17 protein-coding genes are annotated in these 20,029 nt (G+C 69.5%); 12 read left to right on the top strand and 5 right to left on the bottom strand.

Features of this window, described 5'->3' with window-relative positions; translation table 11 throughout:
• Positions 1 to 121 precede the first annotated feature (121 nt).
• Positions 122 to 418 carry a hypothetical protein gene (locus AB3X08_RS16185; RefSeq protein ID WP_369933849.1) on the top strand — a complete coding sequence of 99 codons (297 nt, stop codon included), beginning with the start codon at positions 122 to 124 and terminating at the stop codon, positions 416 to 418.
• A gap of 45 nt (positions 419 to 463) precedes the next feature.
• On the opposite strand, the gene AB3X08_RS16180 is transcribed toward AB3X08_RS16185, so the two are convergent.
• From AB3X08_RS16180 to lexA, 4 genes are read right to left on the bottom strand one after another with little or no spacing between them, the layout of a single operon-like run.
• Entirely contained in the window at positions 464 to 3,598 is a 3,135-nt protein-coding gene (locus AB3X08_RS16180; RefSeq protein WP_369938555.1) for an error-prone DNA polymerase, read from the bottom strand.
• A 50-nt stretch (positions 3,599 to 3,648) separates the two neighbouring features.
• Positions 3,649 to 5,088, bottom strand: a complete 1,440-nt coding sequence (locus tag AB3X08_RS16175) for a Y-family DNA polymerase (RefSeq protein ID WP_369933848.1) — start codon at positions 5,086 to 5,088, stop codon at positions 3,649 to 3,651.
• Between the two features lie 10 nt (positions 5,089 to 5,098).
• The gene (gene imuA, locus AB3X08_RS16170; protein WP_369933847.1) at positions 5,099 to 5,728 is read right to left on the bottom strand and encodes a translesion DNA synthesis-associated protein ImuA; all 630 of its coding nucleotides are present in this window, start codon (positions 5,726 to 5,728) and stop codon (positions 5,099 to 5,101) included.
• Positions 5,728 to 6,336 (bottom strand): transcriptional repressor LexA, encoded by a 609-nt coding sequence (gene lexA, locus AB3X08_RS16165; RefSeq protein WP_369933846.1) that lies wholly within the window; start codon positions 6,334 to 6,336, stop codon positions 5,728 to 5,730. The genes imuA and lexA overlap by 1 nt, the downstream gene beginning before the upstream one ends.
• Positions 6,337 to 6,521: 185 nt before the next feature.
• Here lexA and AB3X08_RS16160 point away from each other — a divergent pair, with 185 nt between their 5' ends.
• The 4 genes from AB3X08_RS16160 to AB3X08_RS16145 all read left to right on the top strand — a co-directional run bounded on the left by AB3X08_RS16160 (position 6,522) and on the right by AB3X08_RS16145 (position 10,142).
• Positions 6,522 to 6,917, top strand: coding sequence for a BlaI/MecI/CopY family transcriptional regulator (locus tag AB3X08_RS16160; RefSeq protein ID WP_369933844.1), 396 nt, complete (start codon positions 6,522 to 6,524; stop codon positions 6,915 to 6,917).
• The gene (locus AB3X08_RS16155; protein WP_369933843.1) at positions 6,914 to 7,921 is read left to right on the top strand and encodes a M56 family metallopeptidase; all 1,008 of its coding nucleotides are present in this window, start codon (positions 6,914 to 6,916) and stop codon (positions 7,919 to 7,921) included. The genes AB3X08_RS16160 and AB3X08_RS16155 overlap by 4 nt, the downstream gene beginning before the upstream one ends.
• Before the next feature lie 76 nt (positions 7,922 to 7,997).
• The gene (locus AB3X08_RS16150) at positions 7,998 to 8,465 is read left to right on the top strand and encodes an ankyrin repeat domain-containing protein (RefSeq protein ID WP_369933842.1); all 468 of its coding nucleotides are present in this window, start codon (positions 7,998 to 8,000) and stop codon (positions 8,463 to 8,465) included.
• A gap of 219 nt (positions 8,466 to 8,684) precedes the next feature.
• Positions 8,685 to 10,142: a serine hydrolase domain-containing protein gene (locus AB3X08_RS16145; RefSeq protein WP_369933840.1), complete on the top strand. Its 1,458-nt coding sequence runs from the start codon at positions 8,685 to 8,687 to the stop codon at positions 10,140 to 10,142.
• A 131-nt stretch (positions 10,143 to 10,273) separates the two neighbouring features.
• Here AB3X08_RS16145 and AB3X08_RS16140 read toward each other — a convergent pair whose 3' ends face one another.
• Complete coding sequence (locus AB3X08_RS16140) at positions 10,274 to 11,509, bottom strand: citrate/2-methylcitrate synthase (RefSeq protein ID WP_369933839.1); 1,236 nt, start codon at positions 11,507 to 11,509, stop codon at positions 10,274 to 10,276.
• A gap of 119 nt (positions 11,510 to 11,628) precedes the next feature.
• Here AB3X08_RS16140 and prpB point away from each other — a divergent pair, with 119 nt between their 5' ends.
• From prpB to prpF, 7 genes are all read left to right on the top strand, one after another.
• Entirely contained in the window at positions 11,629 to 12,516 is an 888-nt protein-coding gene (gene prpB / locus AB3X08_RS16135; protein ID WP_369933838.1) for a methylisocitrate lyase, read from the top strand.
• 31 nt (positions 12,517 to 12,547) lie between these two features.
• Positions 12,548 to 13,150 carry a DUF1003 domain-containing protein gene (locus AB3X08_RS16130; RefSeq protein WP_369933837.1) on the top strand — a complete coding sequence of 201 codons (603 nt, stop codon included), beginning with the start codon at positions 12,548 to 12,550 and terminating at the stop codon, positions 13,148 to 13,150.
• A 41-nt stretch (positions 13,151 to 13,191) separates the two neighbouring features.
• Complete coding sequence (prpC, locus tag AB3X08_RS16125) at positions 13,192 to 14,358, top strand: bifunctional 2-methylcitrate synthase/citrate synthase (protein WP_369933836.1); 1,167 nt, start codon at positions 13,192 to 13,194, stop codon at positions 14,356 to 14,358.
• Between the two features lie 441 nt (positions 14,359 to 14,799).
• The gene (gene acnD, locus AB3X08_RS16120; RefSeq protein ID WP_369933835.1) at positions 14,800 to 17,412 is read left to right on the top strand and encodes a Fe/S-dependent 2-methylisocitrate dehydratase AcnD; all 2,613 of its coding nucleotides are present in this window, start codon (positions 14,800 to 14,802) and stop codon (positions 17,410 to 17,412) included.
• Positions 17,413 to 17,512: 100 nt separating this feature from the next.
• Positions 17,513 to 17,974: an SRPBCC family protein gene (locus tag AB3X08_RS16115; RefSeq protein WP_369933834.1), complete on the top strand. Its 462-nt coding sequence runs from the start codon at positions 17,513 to 17,515 to the stop codon at positions 17,972 to 17,974.
• Between the two features lie 3 nt (positions 17,975 to 17,977).
• Positions 17,978 to 18,535 (top strand): hypothetical protein, encoded by a 558-nt coding sequence (locus tag AB3X08_RS16110; protein ID WP_369933833.1) that lies wholly within the window; start codon positions 17,978 to 17,980, stop codon positions 18,533 to 18,535.
• Between the two features lie 39 nt (positions 18,536 to 18,574).
• Positions 18,575 to 19,768 carry a 2-methylaconitate cis-trans isomerase PrpF gene (prpF, locus tag AB3X08_RS16105; RefSeq protein ID WP_369933832.1) on the top strand — a complete coding sequence of 398 codons (1,194 nt, stop codon included), beginning with the start codon at positions 18,575 to 18,577 and terminating at the stop codon, positions 19,766 to 19,768.
• Positions 19,769 to 20,029: the final 261 nt, after the last annotated feature.

Raw genomic sequence — 20,029 nt, 5'->3', positions numbered from 1 at the left:
GCAGGCATTCGCCGTGGCTATCTTGCAGCGGCGTTGTCCACATGGGGTGGATGACGCTACGTGCGGCCTGATGCCGTTGTGGCCTGTTCGCCGGTGCTGTTGGCGTGGGCGCGGCGATGCCGTGCGGGTCGCTGCGGTGCGTGCAGCTGCTGCGTGTTTGCTGATGTTGGGTGCGCCGGTGCAGGCGGCACCGGTGGATTGCACGAGCACGGCAGCGACGGCCAAGCTGGTGGCCAGATATCGCCAGTTGGGCGGGCCGCTGTCGGATATCGCCAGCAACGGTTCGATCGGGTCGAGCAAGGCCAGGCGCGAGCTGGCTGCCGCCATCTACCGCGAAGGCCTGGGCGAAGCCGAGGCGGTGCAACGGGCGGCGCAGGCATGCGGCAAGGCCGTGGAGGCGCCGTCGCAATCGCCGTGACCGGTCTGTTCGCCGCGCAGGGCACGCGTGGCTGCGTTTGCCGGCTCAATGGAAATCGCGGCTGCGGATGTCCAGGCCGAGCAGCATGGGCGTCAGGTCTTCGAGGTGGCCGGCGATCAGGTGGCGGACCTTGCCTTCGGTCTCTATGCGTCCGCGCACCAGCAGCAGCCGGGATTCGATCAGCGCCTGGCGCTGGCGGTCGGCCAGGCGTCGCCACACCACCACGTTGACCAGGCCGTGCTCGTCCTCAAGGGTGACGAAGGTGACGCCGCTGGCGGTCTGCGGGCGTTGGCGCATGGTCACCAGGCCGGCGATGGCGACCGCGCTGGCGTGGGGCAAGTCGCGCAGCTCGGCGGAGTGGCGGTAGCGGCGCGCGGCCAGCTGCCGGCGCAGCAGCGCCATGGGGTGCTTGCCCAAGGTGGTGCCGATCGTTGCGTAGTCGGCGCGGATGTCTTCGCCTTGGCTGGGTAACGGCAGCGCCACCTGCTGTTCCGGCGTGGCGTCGAGCGGCTCGAACAGTGGGCGCTGCGCCTCGACGCCCGCCACCGCCCAGCGTGCGCGGTGGCGGTGCCCGGCCAGTGCTTTCAGCGCGCCGGCGTCGGCCAGGCTGGCGCGGGCCTTGTCGTCGAGCGCGGCGCGGTGGCACAGGTCGGCGAGGTCGCGGAAGGGCGCCTGCGCGCGCGCCTGCTGCAGGCGCAGCGCGGCGTCCTCGGCCAGGCCGCGGACCATGCGCAGGCCCAGGCGGATCGCCGGCTGTACCTTGGGGTCGGGGTTATACGTTTCCAGACTGCAGTCCCAGTCGCTGTAGCGCACGTCGACTGGGCGCACCTGCAGGCCGTGGCGGCGCGCGTCCTGCAGCAATTGGTCGGGGCTGTAGAAGCCCATCGGCCAGCTGTTGATCAGCGCGCAGGTGAAGGCCGCCGGCTCATGGCATTTGAGCCAGCAACTGGCGTAGGTGAGCAGGGCGAAGCTGGCGGCGTGGCTCTCGGGGAAGCCGTAGCTGCCGAAGCCCTTGATCTGTTCGAAGATGCGTGCGGCGAATTCGGCCGTGTAGTTCTTCTTCAGCATGCCATCCATCAGCTTTTCGCGATGCGGTTCCAGTCCGCCGTGGCGTTTCCAGGCGGCCATGGAACGGCGCAACTGGTCGGCCTGGCCCGGCGTATAGCCAGCGGCATTGACCGCCAGTTGCATGACCTGTTCCTGGAACAAGGGGACACCGAGGGTGCGTTTGAACACTTCGCGAAGTTCCTCGGGCAAGTCGTCGGGCTTCTCTTCGCCGCTGCGCCGGCGCAGGTACGGATGCACCATGCCGCCCTGGATCGGGCCCGGACGCACGATCGCCACCTGGATGACCAGGTCGTAGAACCGCTCCGGCTGCAGCCGCGGCAGCATCGCCATCTGCGCGCGCGATTCGATTTGGAACACGCCGATGGTGTCGGCGCGCTGGATCATCGCGTAGGTCTCTGGGTCTTCGGCGGGAATAGTCGCCAGGTTGTAGTTCTTGCCCCGATGCGCGCGCAGCAGATCCAGCGTGCGCCGCAGCGCGCTGAGCATGCCCAGCGCGAGCACGTCGACCTTCATCAGCTTGACCAACTCCAGGTCGTCCTTGTCCCACTGGATCACGGTGCGCTCGGCCATGGTCGCGTTCTCCACCGGTACCAGGGTATGCAGCGCATGCTCGGAGATCACGAAGCCGCCGGGATGCTGCGACAGGTGCCGCGGGAAGCCGATCAGTTGGCCGGTGAGCACCAGCAGCCGGCGCATCAGCGGCGTGTCCGGGTCGAAACCGCGTTCGCGCAGCAGATCCTGAGCCGATTCCACTGGATCGCGCTGGCCCAGCGCCGAGGACAGTGCATCGACGGTGTCGCTGGGCAGGCCCAGCGCACGTGCCACGTCGCGTACCGCGCTGCGCGTGTGATAGCTGATCGCCACCGCCGCCAGCGCAGCGCGCTCGCGGCCATAGTGGTTGAAGATGTACTGGATCACTTCCTCGCGGCGGTCGTGCTCGAAATCGATGTCGATGTCCGGCCGCTCCTTGCGCTCCTCGGAAATGAAACGTTCGAACAGCATGCCGATGCGGTCCGGATCGATCGCGGTGATGCCCAGCGCGTAACACACCGCCGAGTTCGCCGCCGAGCCGCGGCCCTGGCACAGGATTTTCTTCGAGCGCGCGAAGCGCACCAGGTCGTAGACGGTGAGGAAATAGGATTCGTACTGCAGGCGTTCGATCACGCCGAGTTCGTGCTCGATCAGGCGCCGCGCTTTCTCGGGCGCGCCAGCTTCGCCCCAGCGCTCGATGATGCCTTGTTCGGTGAGGATGCGCAGCCATTGCGTCGGCGTGTGCCCAGGCGGCACCAGTTCGTGCGGGTATTCGTACTGCAGTTGCCCGAGTTCGAACGTGCAGCGTTGCGCGATGCGCACCGTTTCGGCCAGCAGCGCGGGCGGATACAGCGCCGCCAACGTGGCGCGCGGGCGCAGGTGGCGCTCGCCGTTGGGATACAGATGGGCGCCGGCTTCGTGCAGCGGCAGGCGTTGGCGAATCGCGGTCAGGGTGTCCTGCAGGGCGCGGCGGCCGCGCGCGTGCATGTGCACGTCGCCGCTGGCCACGGCGGGCAGCTGCAGGGTTTGGGCCAGGTGCAGGCGCGCCTGCAACAGCGCGGCGTCGTCGGGGCCGCGCAGCAGTTCCACCGCCAGCCACAGACATTGCGGGAAACGCGTTTGCAGCCATGCACCGTCCGCACTGTCGTCGTTGTCGCCGCGTGGCAGCCACAGGCACAGCAGGCCTTGCAGGTCGCCGTCGAAGTCTTCGCGCAGCGCGCGGTAGCTGCCCTTGTCGGCGCGACGCCGGGCCATGGTGATCAGCCGGCACAGCTGCTGATAGCCGTGCAGGGTTTCCGCCAGCAGCACCAGTTTGGGGCTGTGTTCTAGCTGGAATTCGCTGCCGACGATGAGGTGCAGGCCGTACTCCCTGGCCGCCTGCCAGGCGCGCACGATGCCGGCCAGGCTGCATTCGTCGGTGATCGCCAGCGCGCGATAGCCGTGGCGCACTGCGCGTTCGCACAGTTCCCAGGCGTGCGAGGCGCCGCGCTGGAAGCTGAAGTTGGACAGGCAATGCAGTTCGGCGTAGTCGGGTAGAGCGGGGTCCGCGAGGTCGCGCGACGCGCTGGCCGGCGCCGGCATCGGCAGCAGCCGCAGGCGTGGCGGCATGCGCGGGTGCGGCGGGGTATGGCTCATGCGAACCAGCCGTGCAGCATCAGCGCGTCCTGCGCATCGGCCGGCGCGAACACCCAGGCGCGCTGGCCCTGGCGAGTGCGCACGATGTAGTAGTCGCGGCGCACGTCGCCGTCGTCCCACCAGCCGCTTTCGATACGTTCCGGGCCGGCCAGGCGTTCGGGGGCGCGCTCGCGCAGCGGGATCGGCCGGGTCAGCAGCCAGCCGGGGCGCGGCAGCGCGGCGGCGCTCGCTGGCGCTTTGCCTTGCTTGATCGACGCTGCCGGCTTGGCCGATTCGGCGCGCCAGGCTTGCTCGGGGCGATGGTCGGCGTGCGCGCGCAGGCCGTGTACGGCATCGTCGCCGAGACGTGCGCGCAGGCGTTCGCGCAGCTGTTCCCAGGGCAGCGCCTGCTGCGCGCGGTCGTCGAACAGTTCGCGCGCGGCGGGCACGAACGGCGGCAGTTCGTCGGCGCGCAGGCGCATGGCCTGCACCGGTGCCGGCACGCTGGCGTGTTGCAGGCGGCCGCGCGCCAGTTCGAACAGCATCGCCGCATCGCGTTCGGCGGCGAGCAGCCCGACCGGCACCACGCTGTCGTCCAGGCCTTCGTGTTCCAGATGCAGCTGGAAGCGCTGCACGCCACCGTCGCGCCCGGCCAGGAACGCCGCCAGGTCGGCGGTCAGCCGGCGCAGCGGAAACAGCAGCGCCTGGCTGGATTCCACCGCGTAGCCCAGTTCCAGCCGCGCATCGAAGCGGTCCGGCGGCAGGTAGTACTGCAGCGGCAGCGGCGCCTGTCCGCGCAAGGCGTCCAGGTGCTGCAGCAGCGCCGGCGGATAGCGCCGCGCCAGGCCGCTGCGGGGCAAGGCGAACAGGTGCTGCAGCTTGCGCAGGCCCATCCGCGCGAAGGCGTCGGCCAGGCCCGGTTGCAGTCCGGCGCGGGCGATCGGCAATTGGCCCAACGCGCCGTGCAGCGCGGCATTGTCGAGCAGGGCGATGCCGTCGTGCGCATTGGCCAGCACGCGCGCGGCCAGCGGATGCGGCGCGACCACGATGCGGTGGCGGAAGCCCAGGGCGGTCAGCTCCTCGCGCAGGCGGGCCTCGAAGCGCGGCCAGGGTCCGAACAGGCCGAGGCTGGCCTCGATCTCCAGCAGCAGCGCACCGGGATAGTCGGTGCTGACCAGCGAGCTGAAGCGGTACGCCCACGCCGCCAGGAACTGCTGGCTGCGGCGGCTTTCCTCGGGATCGTGCAGCGCGGTGGCGAAGCGGTCGCACAGCGCCTGCGCGGTGGCCAGCGATTGCCCGGGCTGCAGCCCGCGCGCGCGCGCGGCGGCGTTGACCGCCTTCAGCGTGCGCCGCTGCGGCGGGCCGGCGAGCAGGGCCAGCGGTTCGTCCGGCGTCGGCCAGCGCCGCAGCACCGTGTCGAGTGCCAGCTGCGGCAGCAGGATGCAGGCCCAGCGCATGCGCGCGCCCTCAAGCCGACGCCGGCGCGGCCAGCGCGGACAACGCGATGGCGCGCGCCGGCGGCATGCCGCCGCGGCACTTGAGCACGCGCAGCTGCGCCGGTGCGGCATCGATGGCCAGGCGCAGCGCGGCCGGCGACGGATTGGCCGAGGCTTTCAGTGGTCGGTAGGCGAAGCCCAGCGCGCGCCCGGTCTCGGCCGCCACCTGCAGCCGGCGCAGGGTCTTGTCGTTGGCCTGCGCCGGCCAGCACAGCACCGCCGCGCAGCTGCCCGAACGCAGGCATTGCTCGGCGGCCCAGGCCGCGTCCGCGCCGGCGCGCACGATCTGCAGCTGCGGCAGCGCCACCCCGGCCTGTTCCCAGGCGCCGGGGTAGGGCAGATAGGGCGGATCGACCAGGACGATGCGGCCGCCGCCCTGCGACAGCCGCGCCAGCGTCGGCCACAGCAACTGCAGTTCGCCGATGCCGTCGGCGGCGTGCAGCAGTTCGGTCAGCGCCATTTCCGGCCAGCCGCGCGCCGGCAGCACGGCGTCGAGCGCGGCATGGCCGGTGGGCTGCGCGCTGGGCGGCAGCGCGGTCGGCTGGCCGCGCCAGACCCGGCGTTCGGCCAGCAGGCGGTCGAGGGCGACGACGGCCGCCATCAGCCTTGCCGGATCAGCCCGCAGTAATGGCCTTCGATGGCGAAGTCCTGGCCCGGCTGCACCACGATCGGCGCATAGGCCGGATTGCGCGGCAGCAGCTGGATGCGTTCGCCGTCGTGCCGGTAGCGCTTGATGGTGAGTTCGCCATCCAGCCGCGCCACCACGATCTGCCCGTTGCGCGCATCGGCGGCACGGCGCACCCCGACCAGATCGCCGTCGAGGATGCCGTCGTCGATCATCGAATCGCCCTGCACGCGCAGCAGGTAGTCCGGACGCAGCGCGAACAAGGCGCGGTCCAGCCGCAATTGCTGGTCCAGGCCGACATCGGCGCCGATCGGCGCGCCGGCGGCGACCCGGCCCAGCACCGGCAGCCGCATCAGCCCGCTGCGCGCCTGCGCCTGCGCCGGTCGCAGGCTGCGCGCCTGCTGCGGCACATGCTCCAGCAGCCCGGCCTCGACCAGCGCCTGCACGTGCTTGCGTGCGGCATTGCGCGAGGCGAAGCCGAAACGTTCGGCGATCTCGGCCAGGCTCGGCGGCCGCCCGGCCTGCTCGGCGCAGTCGTGGACGTAGGCGAGGATGGCGGCGCGCTGTGGGGAGAGGGGATTCATGGTGTACATTTGTACACTGCCGGCTTGGTTTTGGCGATGAGTGTTTGGGTTCGGGTCGGTGGCATTGCGCGTTGATCGCTGCGTGCTCCGTGCGCAGCCCCAGGTCTGCGAAAAACTAATTTTTTAGTTGACAGGGCGCAGCAGCAGGTCCTAGGCTTGTTTCAACTAATTCGTTAGTCGTCTACATGGCTCGCCCCGCCTCTTCCTCTCCGACCAATGCCGAGCGCCAGATCCTCGAAGTGCTGTGGGAGCGGAAGGAGGCGTCGGTGCGCGAAGTCGCCGATCGGTTGGCGCAGCAGCGGCCAGTGGCCTACACCACGGTGCTGACCCTGCTCAAGGTGCTGGAGAAGAAGGGGTTTGTCAGCTACCGCACCGAGGGCCGCGCCTTCATTTATCGCGCCACCCTCAGCCGCGCCAAGGCGCGCCGGCAGGCGTTGGAGCAGTTGCTGAAGCAATTCTTCAACGGCTCGCCCGACGTGTTGGCGCAACACCTGATCGACGAGCACCCGCTCGGCGACGATGAGATCGCGGCGTTGCGGCGCCGTGTGGATGCAACAGCCGACAAGGACGAACAGCCATGACCACGACGCTCGACGCGCTGCTGCATCTGGCGCTGCAGCATGTGTGGCAGAGCGCATTGCTGCTGGGGCTGGCCTGGGGCATCGCGCGCCTGCGGCCGCTGAACGCGGCGCTGCGTGCACGTTTCGTGGGATGCCTGTTCCTTGCGGCAGTGGTGGCGCCGTTATTGGCGTTGTCGCCGGCGATCGACATGCCGTTGCGGCCGACCGCAGCGGCGCCACAGGTGGCATCGCGTTCCCCGTTGCCGATGCCGCAGGCGCGGCAGAGTATCGACACGCCCGCGACGGTGGTCGCGGCGTGGCCCCGTGCCGATGCCCTGCGATGGCTCGCGCTGTTCTGGTTGCTGGGTACGCTGTGGTCGTTGCGTGGGCTCGGCTCGGCATACCGGGAAGCGCGACGCCTGCGCGCCGATGGCGTGTCTTGCGCTGCGTTCGATACGGCAATCGCCGCTGCGCGGATGCGAGTGGAGGTTCGCGTATCCGACGCGGTGTCCGGCCCGATGCTGGTCGGTCTGCGTCGTCCCTGCGTGCTGCTGCCGCGCGGCCTGGCGCAGTCGCTGCCCGAGCCGTTGTTGCTGGGCATCCTGCATCACGAACTGGCGCATGTGCGCCGCCACGATCTTTGGGCGTCGTTGCTGCAGCGGCTGTGCCTTGCGCTGTACTGGTGGAGCCCTGCGCTGCGCATGCTGGGCGCGCAGCTGGACCTGGCCCGCGAACTGGCATGCGACGCCGCCGCGGCAAAGCGGATGGGCAGCGGCCGCCGCTATGCCGATGCACTGGTGGCAGCGCTGGAAACGCGGGCGGCGCTAGGCAGCGCCAGGGCGTTCGGCACCGCCATGCTGGGTGGGCGGCATGGCGTGCGACGGCGCATCGATCAGTTGCTGCAGCCCAGTGCGGCAACCGGTCGATGGATGCCGCGTCTGCTGGCCCCTGGGCTGCGCGGCGATCTCGCTTGGCGTCGGCGTCGCGGTCGTGGCGGCCACGCCGCGGCTGCCGCTCGTCGGTAGACCACCGACGGCGGGGCGGGCCGATTCGACCGTCGCTGCCCTGTTGCAGGCGTCAGCGACCGGAAAACAGGACGAAGTGCGCCGCCTGATCGCTGCAGGCGCCAGCGTCAATGCGGCGCTCGCCGACCTGGATGTCTCCGGGACCCCGCTGATCCAGGCCGCGCGCGCCGGCGACCTGGCGATGGTGGACACCCTGCTGGAACTCGGCGCCGACCCCAACCAGGCGCTGTTGCGTGACGGCAACCCGCTGATCGTCGCGGCGATGCAAGGACACTTGCCGGTGGTAGAGCGCCTGCTCGACGCCGGCGCCGACGTCAACGGCATCGTGCAGTACGACGAAACGCCCCTGATCAATGCCGCGCGCGAAGGCCATCTGCCGGTGGTGCGTGCGTTGCTGGCGCGCGGTGCCGACATCAACCTTGGGGTGTGGGCGGATCAGCAACGCTGGCGTTCGCCGCTCAACCAGGCGCATGGCGCAGACGTGGTGCGCTATCTGCAGCAGCATGGCGCAGTGGCTGGACCAGAGGTCGCGGTACGGCGCTGAGCGCCGAAACATCTTTTATCGCACCGTCGCCTGCGGCGATGGGTTGCGGGCTGTTCCGACAACCAAGGAGTGGGCATGGCGAGCGTGGCGCAGGCACAACGACGTCTTACTTGCGCTACTGCGCGAATCGGTACAGCGTTGCTGCTGGCCTGGACACTGCTGTGCGCGGGGAACGCTGCAGCGCTCCCGGCCGATGCGGATGCGGCGGTCGAGCATCGCGTGCGGGCAGCGCTCGCCGCGGATCTGCGGCCAAGCGTGCTGGAGCCGGGCCAGGCGCTGCCGCACTGGTCGCTACGTGAGCGCATGCAGCATTACGGCGTCCCCGGCGTGGCGATCGCGGTCTTCAGGGACGGACGCGTCGTCTATGCCGAAGGGTACGGGGTGCGTGCCAGCGAAGCGCCTGATGCGGTGGACGCGGACACGCTGTTCTCGGTCGGTTCGGTCAGCAAGGTGGTGACCGCGGCGACCACGCTGCGCCTGGTGGCGCGCAGGCAACTGGACCTGGATCGCGATGTCGACGCCTATTTGCGCGGCTGGCAGATCCCGGTGGGCGACCATCCGAGCGCAATCACGCTGCGCATGTTGTTGTCGCATACCGCCGGACTCAATGTGCACGGATTCGCGGACTATGCGCCCGGCGCGCGGTTGCCGACGCTGTTGCAGACGCTGCAGGGTGTCGCGCCTGCGCAGAACGAGGCGTTGCGCCGTGTGGATGCGCCGGGAACGCGCATGCGCTATTCGGGCGGTGGGGTGATGGTAGAGCAGAAGGCCATCGAAGATCGCACCGGTCGTTCGCTGGAGCGTGTGGCACGCGCCGAGATCTTCGCGCCGCTGGGCATGGACCGCAGCGGCTTTCTCGATCCGTCGGCACGCGGCGTCGCCAATGTGGCAATGGCCCATGATGCTGACGGTCGCCCGGTGGCGCGCCCGCGCGGCTGGCAGAGTTTTCCGGAGCTGGCGGCATCGGGCCTGTGGACCAGCGCCAACGATCTGGCGCGCTTCGTCGCCGCGCTGATCGCCAGCTACCAACAGCCGGGCGGTCTGCTGCCGCAACCGCTGGCGCTGGACATGATGAGCGAGGTGCAACCGAGCATTCATGGGCTGGGGCCGCGCCTGGGTGGCAGCGGCGCCGCGCGCTATTTCCACCACGGTGGCGCCAACGACAGCTACCGCGCATGGATCGAGGGTCACTTGGTCAGCGGCGATGGCCTGGTGATCCTGAGCAATGGCGCGCGCGGCAGCGAATTGAACGTGGAGATCCGCAATGCGATCTGGGACGCGCTGGATCCGCGCTTCGCCCCGCCGGTCGCCAGCATCGCCATGGATTTGACCCAGGGCGCGGCCTCGCATTATCCCGGACGCTACCGGAGCGAGCCGCTGGCCGATGATCTGCGGGGCAATCTGGCGGCCTTCGAGGCGCCGGCGTTGACCGTCGCTGTCGTCGATGGCCGCCTGCAGCTCAGCGATGGCGACGAGACCGTGCTGACGTTGCGCGCGCTGACCCCGAGCCGCTTTATCGCCACGCCGCCGCCGGATGCGATCGAATGCCAGTTTCTGCGCAATGCGCAAGGCGAGGTCTATGCCTTGGTGCTGGAGCGCGACGATGCGCGACTGTACTTTCGGCGCGATACCGTGACCGCTTCGCCGGACACTGGCGCGGCTCCGCCGAAGAAGTAGAACGTTGGCGTGCACGGGGGCCGCACACGGCGTTGCTTTGGTCCGTCGTGCTAGTGCAACCAGTGCCGCCAAGTGGTGTGCAAGGCGCGCGAACGATCGTGGTGGTCGCCGCGCATTGAACGGCGCCGCGCTCAGCCCGGCGCTGCGCCATCGGGCATCATCCCGGCATAGCGCGCCCTTGGGCGGATCAGCTTGCCCAGCGCCTGCTGCTCCAGCGCATGCGCCAGCCAGCCGGACAGCCGTGCGGCGGCGAACAGGACCAGGGCGTGGGCGGCGGGCAGGTCGTGGATGAGGCAGATCGCCGCGAGCATGCCGTCGATGTTGGGCGCCTGGCCGCTGCAGTCCTGCGCGGCGGCCAGCACCGTTTCCACATGCCGCATCTGCGGATGCTGGCCGCAGCGCTCGCGCAGCAGGCGCAGCACTTCCGCCGCGCGCGGGTCGCCGTTCGGATAGAGGGCGTGGTGGAAGCCGGGCAGGTCGTCGCCGCGCTGCCAGCGTTCGGCGATGAAGGCGGCTGGATCGGCGGCGTCCTGGGCGTCGCGCAGCAGGGCGTGGGCGCGGGCGGTGGCGCCGCCGTGGCGCGGGCCGGACAGCGCGGCCAGGCCGGCGCTGACGGTGGCGTGCAGCGGCGCGCCGGTGGAGGCGACCACGCGTGCGGCGAAGGCGGAGACGTTGAGTTCGTGATCGGCGCACAGCACCAGGGTGGCGCGCACCAGTTCGGCGAAGTCGGCATCGCCCGGGCGCCAGCGGTCGGCGATCAGGCGGTGCACCGGCCGGGTGTCCGGCTGGGTGCCGACCAGCAGCGCAGCGTTCTGCCGCAGCAAGTTGGCGGCGATCTCGCGGCGCACCGTGGGCGCGGCATTGAGCGGTTGGCGCAGCTCCAAGGCCAGCAGCGGAATGCAGGCCATGGCGCGCTCCAGCGGCGGCAGCGTGGCGTCGCCGGCCAGCGGCGCCACGCGCGGGGGCCAGGGGGGCAGGGGCGGGCTGGCGAACGGGTCCTCGTCCGCGCAGTCCCACAGCAGCCGCGCGATGTCCTCCAGGCCGGCGCCTTCGCGCACGGCGGCGACCGCCGAGCGCCCGCGGTAGTAGGGGCCGTCGGGCCGGATCAGCGAGATGTGCGTCTCCAGGACCGGCAGCCCGCGGTCCAGGCTCTGCGCGGCGCCACGCGCGGCACCGCGGCCGGCGCGCTTGCGTTGCGCCAGCCGCTCCACTTCCGCGCGCAAATAGGCGCGGCTGCGGTGGTCGGCGCCGGCGCGGGAGCTGAGCAGGCCGCGGCTCACGTAGGCATAGAGCGTGGCGCTGCTGATGCCGAGCAGGGCGCAGGCCTCGGCGGCGGAGATCAGGTTGCGGTCGGCGGCGGGAGGCATCGGCATTCGCTGATAGGTTGATTCATTGAATCAAGATTGATCGGCTGCAGCGATGGTGCCAGATTGGCGCCCATCGCGGAACGGCCGTGCGGGCCGCCGCCCTCGCTCAGGAGTTCGCCATGTCGCATGTTTCCGCCGGTGCCCGTTTCCGCGCCGCGCTGGCCGCCGAATCGCCGCTGCAGGTGATCGGCGCGATCAACGCCAACCACGCGCTGCTGGCGCAACGCGCCGGCTACAAGGCCATCTACCTGTCCGGCGGCGGCGTCGCCGCCGGCTCGCTGGGCCTGCCGGACCTGGGCATCAACACCCTCGACGACGTGTTGATCGACGTGCGCCGCATCACCGATGTCTGCGACCTGCCGTTGCTGGTGGACATCGACACCGGCTTCGGCCCGAGCGCGTTCAACATCGAGCGCACCATCAAGGCGCTGATCAAGGCCGGCGCGGCCGCCTGCCATATCGAGGACCAGGTCGGCGCCAAGCGCTGCGGCCACCGGCCCGGCAAGGAGATCGTGAGCCAGGGCGAGATGGCCGACCGGGTCAAGGCCGCGGCCGATGCCAAGACCGATGCCGATTTCTTCCTGATCGCGCGCACCGACGCGATCCAGGTGGATGGGGTGGACGCGGCGATCGAGCGCGCCATCGCCTGCGTCGAAGCCGGCGCCGACGGCATCTTCGCCGAGGCCGCCTACGACCTGGACACCTACCGCCGTTTCGTCGACGCGGTGAAGGTGCCGGTGCTGGCCAACATCACCGAATTCGGCAAGACCCCGCTGTTCACCCGCGACGAACTGGCCCAGGCCGGGGTGGCGATCCAGCTGTTCCCGCTGTCGGCGTTCCGCGCCGCCAACAAGGCCGCCGAGGCGGTGTACACGGCGATCCGCCGCGACGGCCATCAGCAGAACGTGGTGGGCACCATGCAGACCCGCGAGGAGCTGTACGAACGCATCGGCTACCACGCCTTCGAGCAGCGCCTGGATGCCTTGTTCGCCGGCAAGGGCGCATGATCCACGCCGGTTCCCTCGCCCGAGCACGTCCATGAACACCCAAGCCGGCACCACGCCGCCACGCGGCCGCATCGACCGCCGCCAGACCGCGCGGCAGCTGCTGCAGACCGAGTTGGAAAAGCTGCCCGACGCCGAGCGCGAGGTGGTGGAGCGTTTCATCGCCAAGCGCCATGTGGCGCGCGACATCGTCAAGCAGGCCGATCACGACCGCACGCTCGGCGAGCGCATCGCCGACCGCGTCGCCGAGATCGGCGGCAGCTGGAGTTTCATCATCGGTTTCGCGCTGGTGCTGCTGGCGTGGATCGTGCTCAACAGCGTGCTGCTGCACGGCGGCTTCGATCCGTATCCGTACATCCTGCTCAACCTGTGCCTGTCGTGCCTGGCCGCGATCCAGGCGCCGGTGATCATGATGAGCCAGAACCGCCAGGCCGCAGTGGACCGCCTGCGCGCGCAGAACGATTACGAAGTGAACATCAAATCCGAGCTGGAGATCCTGCAGGTGCACGAGAAGCTCAACCAGCTGCGCGAGCAGGACTGGGCGACGCTGGTCGAGCAGCAGAACCGCCAGATCGCCATGTTGCAGCAATTGCTCGAGCGCGCCGGCGGCCTGCCGCCGGATGCGCCCGCGCGCTGATCCGCCTCGATGACACGACCGCAATACCCGGGAGAACACGCATGAACGACACCAACGCCAGCCAGGCCGCTCCGGCCTTCAAGCCGAAGAAATCCGTGGCCCTGTCCGGTACCGCCGCCGGCAACACCGCGCTGTGCACGGTGGGCCGCAGCGGCAACGATCTGCACTACCGCGGCTACGACATCCTGGATCTGGCGCGCAGCAGCCAGTTCGAGGAGATCGCCTACCTGCTGGTGCACGGCAAGCTGCCCAGCAACAGCGAGCTGCGCGGCTACAAGGCCAAGCTGCGCTCGCTGCGCGGGGTGCCGGCGGCGGTGAAAGCGGCACTGGAGCAGCTGCCGCCGTCGGCGCATCCGATGGACGTGATGCGCACCGGCGTGTCGGTGCTGGGCTGCGTGCAGCCGGAGAAGGACGACCACAACCATCCCGGCGCGCGCGACATCGCCGACAAGCTGATGGCGTCGCTCGGTTCGATGCTGCTGTACTGGTACCACTACAGCCACAACGGCCGGCGCATCGAGGTGGAGACCGACGACGATTCGATCGGCGGCCATTTCCTGCATCTGTTGCATGGGTTAAAGCCACACGAGGAGTGGGTGCAGGCGATGCACACCAGCCTGATCCTGTACGCCGAGCACGAGTTCAATGCGTCCACCTTCGCCTGCCGGGTCATCGCCGGCACCGGCAGCGACATGTACAGCGCCATCGCCGGCGGCATCGGCGCGTTGCGCGGGCCCAAGCACGGCGGCGCCAACGAGGTCGCGTTCGAGGTGCAGAAGCGCTACGACACGCCCGACGAGGCGGAAGCGGACATCCGCGCGCGGGTGGAGCGCAAGGAAGTGATCATCGGCTTCGGCCATCCGGTGTATACGGTGTCCGATCCGCGCAACCAGGTGATCAAGGACGTGGCGCGCGAGCTGTCCGACGCACAGGGCAGCCGCAAGATGTACGACATCGCCGAACGCCTGGAATCGGTGATGTGGGAGATCAAGAAGATGTTCCCGAACCTGGATTGGTTCAGCGCGGTCAGCTACCACATGATGGGCGTGCCGACGGCGATGTTCACGCCGCTGTTCGTGATCGCGCGCACCGCCGGCTGGAGCGCGCACATCATCGAGCAGCGCATCGACGGCAAGATCATCCGCCCCAGCGCGAACTACACCGGGCCGGAGGATCAGACGTTCGTGCCGATCGACCGGCGGGAGTGATACTCCCCCTCTCCCATCGGGAGAGGGGCCGGGGGTGAGGGTACGGGCGCAGCCTCGAGATGTTTGAGTGCAGTGGGCTTCGTTCGTATCTCATCCGTCTCATGTGGGAACTCGATTTGCACGACGCTTCGCCCGCACCCTCATCCGCCCTTCGGGGCACCTTCCCCCGAAAAGGGGGCCATGGTCCCGCAGGGAGAAGGGGAACAGCCGTAGCCCCTCTCCCCACCGGGAGAGGGGTTGGGGTGAGGGTAAGGCGCGAAAGCGTCTCGCGGAGTATGGCGCACGAGGCTTTGCCCGGACCCTCATCCGCCTCATGTGGGACTCATTTGCACTAGGCTTCGCCCGTACCCTCATCCGCCCCTTCGGGGCACCTTCTCCCGGTGGGAGAAGGAAATTCCGTCTTCGTTTTGCTTTTTTGCTTTTCTCAACCTGTAGCCAGCCATGAACAGCCACTACCGCAAATCCCTGCCCGGCACGCCGCTGGATTACTTCGACGCGCGCGCCGCGGTCGATGCGCTTCGGCCCGGCGCCTATGCCGCGCTGCCGTACACCTCGCGCGTGTTCGCCGAGAACCTGGTGCGGCGCTGCGATCCGGCCACGCTGGATGCCTCGCTGCTGCAGCTGATCGAACGCCGCCGTGATCTGGATTTCCCGTGGTTCCCGGCGCGCGTGGTGTGCCACGACATCCTCGGCCAGACCGCGCTGGTGGATCTGGCCGGGCTGCGCGACGCGATCGCCGAGCGCGGCGGGGACCCGGCGCAGGTCAATCCGGTGGTGCCGACGCAGTTGATCGTGGACCACTCGCTGGCAGTGGAATTCGGCGGCTTCGACAAGGCCGCGTTCGCCAAGAACCGTGCGGTGGAAGACCGCCGCAACGCCGACCGCTTCCACTTCATCGACTGGACCAAGCGCGCGTTCGAGAACGTCGATGTGATTCCGCCGGGCAACGGGATCATGCACCAGATCAATCTGGAGAAGATGTCGCCGGTGGTGCAGGTGCGCGATGGCGTGGCGTTCCCGGACACCTGCGTGGGCACCGACAGCCATACCCCGCACGTGGATGCGCTGGGCGTGCTGGCGATCGGCGTCGGCGGGCTGGAAGCGGAGAGCGTGATGCTGGGGCGCGCGTCGTGGATGCGCCTGCCGGACATCGTCGGCGTGGCCTTGCGCGGGCGGCCGCAGCCGGGCATCACCGCCACCGACCTGGTGCTGGCGCTGACCGAATTCCTGCGCGCGCAAAAAGTGGTCGGCGCCTACCTGGAATTCCACGGCGAAGGCGCCGCCGCGCTGACCCTGGGCGATCGCGCCACCATCTCCAACATGACCCCGGAGTTCGGCGCCACCGCGGCGATGTTCGCGATCGACCGGCAGACCATCGACTACCTGCGCCTGACCGGCCGCGACGACACCCAGGTCGCGCTGGTGGAAACCTATGCCAAGGTCGCGGGACTGTGGGCCGACGACCTGGCCGCGGCGCAGTACGAACGCGTGCTGCAGTTCGACCTGTCCAGCGTGACCCGCACCATGGCCGGCCCGTCCAATCCGCACAAGCGCGTGGCCACCAGCGACCTGGCCGCGCGCGGCATCGCCGATGCGGCCAAGCTGGCGTCCGGCAAGGCCGAACAGGCGCAAGGCCTGATGCCGGACGGCGCGGTGATCATCGCCGCGATCACCAGCTGCACCAACACCAGCAATCCGCGCAACGTCATCGCGGCCGGGTTGCTGGCGCGCAACGCCAACGCACGCGGGCTGCTGCGCAAGCCCTGGGTCAAGACCTCGCTGGCGCCGGGCTCCAAGGCGGTGCAGCTGTACCTGGAAGCCTCCGGGTTGCTGCCGGAGCTGGAACAGCTCGGCTTCGGCATCGTCGGCTTCGCCTGCACCACCTGCAACGGCATGAGCGGCGCGTTGGATCCGGCGATCCAGCAGGAAGTGATCGCGCGCGATCTGTACGCCACCGCAGTGCTGTCGGGCAACCGCAATTTCGACGGGCGCATCCATCCCTACGCCAAGCAGGCGTTCCTGGCCTCGCCGCCGCTGGTGGTGGCGTACGCGATCGCCGGCACCATCCGTTTCGATATCGAGAAGGACGTGCTGGGCGTGAACAAGAACGGCCAGCCGGTGACGCTGAAGGACCTGTGGCCCAGCGACGCGGAGATTGACGCGATCGTCGCCGCCAGCGTCAAGCCCGAGCAGTTCCGCCAGGTCTACGAGCCGATGTTCGCGCGCAGCGGGCTGGCTGCCGCGCAGGTGGCGCCGCTGTACGCATGGCGTCCGCAGAGCACCTATATCCGCCGCCCGCCGTACTGGGAAGGCGCGCTGGCCGGCGAACGCACGTTGCGCGGCATGCGCGCGCTGGCGGTGCTCGGCGACAACATCACCACCGACCACCTGTCGCCGTCCAACGCGATCCTGGCCGACAGCGCCGCCGGCGAATACCTGGCGCGGATGGGCGTGCCGGAAGAGGACTTCAACTCGTATGCCACCCATCGCGGCGATCACCTGACCGCGCAGCGCGCCACCTTCGCCAATCCGCAACTGCTCAACGAAATGGCCGTGGTCGATGGCCAGGTCCAGCGCGGTTCGCTGACCCGGCTGGAACCGGAAGGGCAGGTGGTGCGCATGTGGGAGGCGATCGAGACCTACATGGCGCGCAAGCAGCCGCTGCTGATCGTCGCCGGCGCCGACTACGGACAGGGTTCCTCGCGCGACTGGGCGGCCAAGGGCGTGCGCCTGGCCGGGGTCGAGGCGATCGTGGCCGAGGGCTTCGAGCGCATCCACCGCACCAACCTGGTCGGCATGGGCGTGCTGCCGCTGGAATTCCGCGCCGGCACCACGCGCAAGACCCTGGGCATCGACGGCAGCGAAGTGTTCGACGTGCTCGGCGCGCGCACCCCCGGCGCGACGCTGACGCTCTCCATGGCCCGCGCCGACGGCACCCGCGTGGACGTGCCGGTGACCTGCCGCCTGGACACCGCCGAGGAACTGGCGATCTACGAGGCCGGCGGCGTGCTGCAGCGCTTCGCGCAGGATTTCCTGGAGGCGTCTGCCGCCTGATCCGGGCACGAGGGTGCAGTGTCGAAACCGGTCCACCCCATTCGTCGGTGTCATGAGCGCGTGCCATCCTGCGTGCGCCATCACCGATGAGGAAACCACCATGAGCAACGGCAATCCCGGTACCGTCCGCCTGCACCGCGTCCTGCGCGCGCCGGCCGAGCGCATCTACCGCGCGTTCCTGGAGCCGGCGGCGCTGGCCAAATGGCTGCCGCCGCACGGCTTCGTCGCCACCGTGCACGCGCTGGATGCGCGCGTGGGTGGCAGCTACCGGATGTCCTTCACCAACCTGAGCACCGGCTCCAGCCAGTCCTTCGGCGGCACCTACCTGGAGCTGGTGCCGGGCGAGCTGATCCGCCATACCGATATCTTCGACAACCCGGACTTGCCGGGCGAGATGAGGGTGACGGTGAAGCTGCGCGCGGTGGCCTGCGGCACCGAGCTGGACATCGTCCAGGAAGGCATTCCCGCGCAGATCCCGGTCGAGTTCTGCCACCTCGGCTGGCAGGAGTCGCTGAGCCTGCTGGCGCAGCTGGTCGAGGCCGAGATTCCCGATGGGGCCTGACCGATGCGCGCGGGCTTGATCGTCATGGCGCGCCCGCCGGCGCAGGTTCGCCATGCCATAGCGGCACGGCTGGATGCGTTTGCGCTGACAGCAGAAGATGCGCGCGCCATGGTGGCGCCTGCGAACTGGCATCAGTCGTTGTCCGACAAGTACCCGATGGCGTGCCGCGAGAAGTTGCTGCGCGCCTGCGACGGGCTGGTCGCCTCCAGCGCCAGCCTGACGTTCGACCGGATCGCCAGCGATGGCGAACCGGCGAACTCGATCCACTGGACATTGAAGGGCCGGGCCGAAAAGCCGCCCGCATTTGCCGAGCTGCTCGACGCAGTGCAGCGCCGGTTGAATGCCGAAGGCATCGCGGATCGCCTGGGCCACAACGCGCATGTCACATTGAGTTACTTCGCCAAGCGCCAGCTCGATCAAGAATGCAGGACGGTCCCGATCGCGCCGATCGCCTGGACCATCGACCGGATCGAACTGGTCGCGGCCGGCGGCGATCCCTATGGTTACCAGACCCTGATGCATTGGCCGCTGTTGCCGCCGCGCCAGGCCGCGCTGTTCTAGCGCCTTGTTCGTTTCCGCTTGCCCCCAATCGGTGCCCTGATGCCCTACCTTCCCCAGCTCCGCATTCCCGCCACCTACATGCGCGGCGGCACGTCGAAAGGCGTGTTCTTCCGCCTGCAGGATCTGCCCGCCGCCGCGCAGGTGCCTGGCGCGGCGCGCGATGCGTTGCTGCTGCGGGTGATCGGCAGCCCGGATCCTTACGCCAAGCAGATCGACGGCATGGGCGGGGCCACATCCAGCACCAGCAAGACGGTGATCGTGGCGCCGAGCGCGCGCGCCGACCACGACGTGGATTATCTGTTCGGCCAAGTGGCGATCGACCGTCCGTTCGTCGACTGGAGCGGCAACTGCGGCAACCTGTCGGCGGCGGTGGGACCGTTCGCGATCGCCGCCGGCCTGGTCGATGCGGCGCGCATTCCGCACGACGGCACGGTCACGGTGCGGATCTGGCAGGCCAACATCGGCAAGACCATCCTCGCGCAGGTGCCGATCGTGGACGGCAGGGTGCAGGAGGGCGGCGATTTCGAACTTGACGGAGTGACCTTCCCGGCGGCCGAGATCCAGCTCGACTTCCTGGACCCGGCTGCCGACGAAGAGGGGGCGGACGGGGCGATGTTTCCGACCGGCAACCTGGTCGATACGCTGGACGTGCCGGGCGTGGGCAGCTTCGCGGCGACGCTGATCAATGCCGGCATCCCGACCATCTTCCTCGACGCGCAGGCGTTGGGTTACCGCGGCACCGAACTGCAGGATGCGATCAACGGCGACGCGCAGGCGCTGGCCCGATTCGAGACCATCCGCGCCTACGGCGCGCTGCGCATGGGCCTGATCGCCAGGCTGGAAGACGCGGCGACGCGCCAGCACACGCCCAAGGTGGCCTTCGTCGCGCCGCCGGCCGATTACGTGGCCTCCAGCGGCAAGCCGGTCGCCGCCGCCGACATCGACCTGCTGGTGCGGGCGATGTCGATGGGCAAGCTGCACCACGCGATGATGGGCACCGCCGCGGTGGCGATCGGCACCGCCGCGGCGATCCCGGGCACGCTGGTGAACCGCGCGGCCGGCGGCGGCGCGCGCCAGGCGGTGCGCTTCGGCCATCCCTCCGGCACCTTGCGGGTCGGCGCCGAAGCGCAGCAGCAGGCGGACGGCCAGTGGAGCGTCACCAAGGCGATCATGAGCCGCAGCGCGCGGGTGCTGATGGAAGGCTGGGTGCGGGTGCCGGGCGAGAGTTGCTGAGCCGGCTGCGCCGGCGGCGGGGCGGTGGCGCCGTGATGGCGCAACTCCCGGAGTTTCGTTTTGTGTAGGAGCGGCTTCAGCCGCGACATGATCTCACCGAAGACATGGTCTTGCCGCAGTTCCTGTCGCGGCTGAAGCCGCTCCTACAGGGGCGGGCGGCGCGCGCATGCGATTGATGGTGTGACAGGGCCATCGGGACCGCGCACGGCCTGTGTCAGCACCCTCACCCTTAACACGTTCAAGTGTCCGGGACATGCACAG

Source organism: Xanthomonas sp. DAR 34887, assembly GCF_041245805.1.
GTDB lineage: Bacteria > Pseudomonadota > Gammaproteobacteria > Xanthomonadales > Xanthomonadaceae > Xanthomonas_A > Xanthomonas_A tesorieronis.
The sequence above is the reverse complement of the archived record's forward strand: the minus strand, read 5'-3'. Positions and strand labels throughout refer to the sequence as shown.

Bases quoted from the DNA above. Each gene is read 5' to 3' on its own strand.
- AB3X08_RS16155 (WP_369933843.1), top strand. From the start codon at position 6,914: ATGACCACGACGCTCGACGCGCTGCTGCATCTGGCGCTGCAGCATGTG.
- imuA (WP_369933847.1), bottom strand. From the start codon at position 5,728: ATGGCGGCCGTCGTCGCCCTCGACCGCCTGCTGGCCGAACGCCGGGTC.
- AB3X08_RS16110 (WP_369933833.1), top strand. From the start codon at position 17,978: ATGCGCGCGGGCTTGATCGTCATGGCGCGCCCGCCGGCGCAGGTTCGC.
- prpB (WP_369933838.1), top strand. From the start codon at position 11,629: ATGTCGCATGTTTCCGCCGGTGCCCGTTTCCGCGCCGCGCTGGCCGCC.
- acnD (WP_369933835.1), top strand. From the start codon at position 14,800: ATGAACAGCCACTACCGCAAATCCCTGCCCGGCACGCCGCTGGATTAC.
- prpC (WP_369933836.1), top strand. From the start codon at position 13,192: ATGAACGACACCAACGCCAGCCAGGCCGCTCCGGCCTTCAAGCCGAAG.
- AB3X08_RS16160 (WP_369933844.1), top strand. From the start codon at position 6,522: ATGGCTCGCCCCGCCTCTTCCTCTCCGACCAATGCCGAGCGCCAGATC.
- prpF (WP_369933832.1), top strand. From the start codon at position 18,575: ATGCCCTACCTTCCCCAGCTCCGCATTCCCGCCACCTACATGCGCGGC.
- AB3X08_RS16115 (WP_369933834.1), top strand. From the start codon at position 17,513: ATGAGCAACGGCAATCCCGGTACCGTCCGCCTGCACCGCGTCCTGCGC.
- lexA (WP_369933846.1), bottom strand. From the start codon at position 6,336: ATGAATCCCCTCTCCCCACAGCGCGCCGCCATCCTCGCCTACGTCCAC.
- AB3X08_RS16140 (WP_369933839.1), bottom strand. From the start codon at position 11,509: ATGCCTCCCGCCGCCGACCGCAACCTGATCTCCGCCGCCGAGGCCTGC.
- AB3X08_RS16180 (WP_369938555.1), bottom strand. From the start codon at position 3,598: ATGCCGGCGCCGGCCAGCGCGTCGCGCGACCTCGCGGACCCCGCTCTA.
- AB3X08_RS16130 (WP_369933837.1), top strand. From the start codon at position 12,548: ATGAACACCCAAGCCGGCACCACGCCGCCACGCGGCCGCATCGACCGC.
- AB3X08_RS16175 (WP_369933848.1), bottom strand. From the start codon at position 5,088: ATGCGCTGGGCCTGCATCCTGCTGCCGCAGCTGGCACTCGACACGGTG.